The organism is Amycolatopsis rhizosphaerae, assembly GCF_007713715.1.
In the GTDB taxonomy this organism is placed as follows: Bacteria; Actinomycetota; Actinomycetes; order Mycobacteriales; family Pseudonocardiaceae; genus Amycolatopsis_E; species Amycolatopsis_E rhizosphaerae.
The window spans coordinates 1-2932 of sequence record NZ_VJWX01000685.1; the positions used below are offsets into that span (position 1 = coordinate 1).

The window sequence follows — 2932 nt, forward strand, 5'->3', positions numbered from 1 at the left end:
GAGCGACTGCGTGTCGAACCCGTCGCGATCGCCGGAGGCGATCTGCCCGCCCTGGATGCCGGCATCCAGGCCACCCATGAATGCGGCGCCGCCCGCGGCCCACTTCGCGGTGGTCAGGGTCAGCTTCCACGCCTGGTTCAGCACCTGCCGGAAGGTGATCGCGGACATCCTCTCCAGCAGTTGCTGGAGCAGTTCCCGCAGGGCGAGCCGGGCGGCCGCCTCCACCACCGGCACGAAGATCGCGCCGAACAGGCTGGCGAGCAGCTCGATGACGGCCGCGAGGGTGATCGCGGCCATCACGATCAGCATGATCTTGGTCTTCTGGATGTCGGCCGCGGCGTTCTTCGCCTGCTTGGCGAAATCCGCGGCCTGGTCCCTCAGCTCACCGAGCCCGGTGCTCAGGTCGCCCCGCATGAAGCCGACGATGCTCGACGCCGTCACGCCGTCGAAGGAGCGATCGAGGTCATTGGTGATCGACGGGAGCTCGCCGAGCGCGGCTTCGAGATCGTCGTGGAATTGCGACCAGGCACGGCTGATCGCCTTGAGGCCACCCTCGCTGCCCTCCGGCCATTCCATGCCGAGGACGATTTTGAAGAAGTGCTGGAGACCGGCAGGAAGGTGAGTGGTCTCGTCGGCACCACTCATACCCGGTCACCCTTTCCCGGCGCGCAAGAAGAAGTCAGCTGTTCCGGCTCGTTGCCGCGTCGATGCGCTGGGCGCTGTCGTGGTCCACGCTCTCGAAGGTCGCGGCGGCGCTGTCCGTGTCGTCCCCGAGCTGGACGATCCCTTCGGTCGCCTCTTGCGCGCTGTCACGGGCCTTTCGTGCGTTCGGCACGTAGTTCTGGGCGAAGGACTTGCCGATGTCGTCCCCGCCCCAGCAGCCGTCGTGTTCGTCGAGGACGCGCACCAGCTCGGTGTAGGAAGCCCTGAGCTTCTCGCCCATCGCACCCAGCCGCTTCGTGGCGGCGGACAGCCCGTCCGGGTCGAGACGGAAGTTCTCAGTCATTCTTCCTCCGCTCGTGCTCACCCTTGCCGGTCGTGCCCTCGGCGCGGCCGAACCCCTCCAGCATCGGCCCCAGCAGCGAGTTCACCATTTCCATCGGGTCGACCTTGCCGCTCGCGATCCCGGCGAAGTCGAGGCTCGTCCGCCGGCCGGTGCCCATGACCTCCTGCACCTTCGCCACGGCCTGGTTCCGCCCCTGCTGCAGGGTCTCGACGATGAGATGGGCGAGCTGGGCCGGGGGCAGCGAGCGGTACTTGGAGCCGTTGAACGTCAGGTCGGTGAGCTCACCACGGCCGTCGAAGGTCATCGAGAACGAGTTGTCCTTCGAGCGGACGGTGGTACCGCCCTCCTCCCAGATCCTGCTGACCTCCCTCAGCTTCCGCTTCTCGCGCTCCAGATCCGCCAGCGCCTGTTCGACACCCTGGTCGGGGTTGCCGAAAGCGGCCGCCCAGTCCGTCATCCCTGTCTCCTCCGTCCGCGGATCCTGCCGAGTACCTCGTCGCCCAGTTGCCGCAAGCCCTCGATCGTCGAGTCCGCACCGGGCGGTTCGGCCGGTGCCTCCGGCCGGGGTTCCGGCCTGCCCAGCACGGAAGGCATGTCGTCCCCGCCGTCCCAGACATCGGGCCCGGGCCCGATCGGGACCGCGGCCATGCGGTCCTTTTCTCTCTGTGTCCCCTGCATCCCGCCGAGCATCATCGGAGAGACCGGACTCGCGCCTGCCCCGGCACTCGCCGCGCCCGGCACGACCGCGGTACCGGGGGCACCGCCGGTCATGGGGAATCCGGCCTCGGACGCCGCGGCGAGGTCGGCCGCGAGCGGGCGAACCGGGGCAGGAGCGTTCTGGACCACACCACCGGGTAAGGGCGCGCGGTAGCCGCCGGTCGCGGCCGCACCGGTCTGGAAAGAGCGCTCCACCGCGTTGGCCGCGGAGGCAGCGGTGTTGACGGCCACCTGGTGACCGCTGCCCGTCGACGCCTGGGGCGCGTCGAGCCCCTGCGGCGTGGTGGGTGTCTGGGGGAGGGCGTGCGACTGCGGGAGAGCCGCGTTCGCCGTCGCCGTGATCCGCGCGGTTGCCGCCGCCGGAGTCGGTCCGGCGTGCGTGGCCGCAGTAGTAGCCGCATTAGTTGTCGCAGTAGTTGTCGCAGTAGTGGTGGCTGTGGTGGCTGTGGTGGCTGCGGGAGGTTTCGTGACCGCCGCGGCATTCGAGACCGTGACCGGCGTCGCCGCCGGGGTGGCCGCGTTCTCGGTGGCGATCTCCGACACGGTCATCGGGCGGTCGGTCGCGGCCGGTTCCCCCGCTGCGCCCTCGGCCGTCGTGGCGGCCTTCTTGGTGCTCTTCGTGTTCTTGGTGCTCGCCGTGGTCTTCGTGGTCCTGACCCTGGGCTGGGAAACCGCGACCTCGTCGGGAGCGCGCCCGAGCACGGCGGGTACGACGGCCCCCTCCAGCCGGGGAGACAGCGCGAACGCAGACCTGGTCCCGGCCGCCACCGCCTCACCCGTCGCTTCCGGGGCGCCCGTGACCGCGTCGTACCGCGTCGCCTCGGTCAGGCTGCCGCCCAGTACGTACCCGGGCGGGTAGGCCTCGCCGGAAGAGGCGAAGCGCCTCGTCCCCGCCACGTCCCCCGCGGTCCACGGGTCCTCCGCGGACCCGCCCGGGTATCCGGGCGGCCCGAAGAAACCCGCGGGGACCGGATATCCGGTCGTGCCGGAGTCCGACAGCACCGGAATGGTCTCGACGACCTGGTTCGCGGTGCCCGGCTGCCCGGAACCGGTGCCGGAACCGTTGCCCCCCGTCGTCCCCGTGCGGCCGTCCGGTTCGGGCATCGGCGCGATGCCGAGACCGATGTCGTGGTAGGCCGTGCCCAGATCGCGCAGGATCTGCAGCGCGTAGTCGTGGCCGATCTGCTCGGGTGTCGGCGTGCCCGGAGC

3 protein-coding genes and 1 pseudogene are annotated in these 2932 nt (G+C 70.4%); all 4 read right to left on the minus strand.

From position 1 onward, the window contains the following. Window positions 1-645: WXG100-like domain-containing protein (locus FNH05_RS35470; protein ID WP_144593219.1), on the minus strand; the 645-nt coding region annotated here is incomplete at its 3' end. Between the two features lie 34 nt (window positions 646-679). Then, window positions 680-1006, minus strand: a complete 327-nt coding sequence (locus tag FNH05_RS35475) for a WXG100 family type VII secretion target (protein ID WP_144593220.1) — start codon at window positions 1004-1006, stop codon at window positions 680-682. After that, window positions 999-1463: a YbaB/EbfC family nucleoid-associated protein gene (locus FNH05_RS35480; protein WP_144593221.1), complete on the minus strand. Its 465-nt coding sequence runs from the start codon at window positions 1461-1463 to the stop codon at window positions 999-1001. Before FNH05_RS35480 ends, FNH05_RS35475 begins: the two co-directional genes overlap by 8 nt. Continuing rightward, a pseudogene (locus FNH05_RS38575) lies at window positions 1460-2932 on the minus strand (hypothetical protein); the annotation flags it as partial. The pseudogene FNH05_RS38575 and the gene FNH05_RS35480, both read right to left, overlap by 4 nt.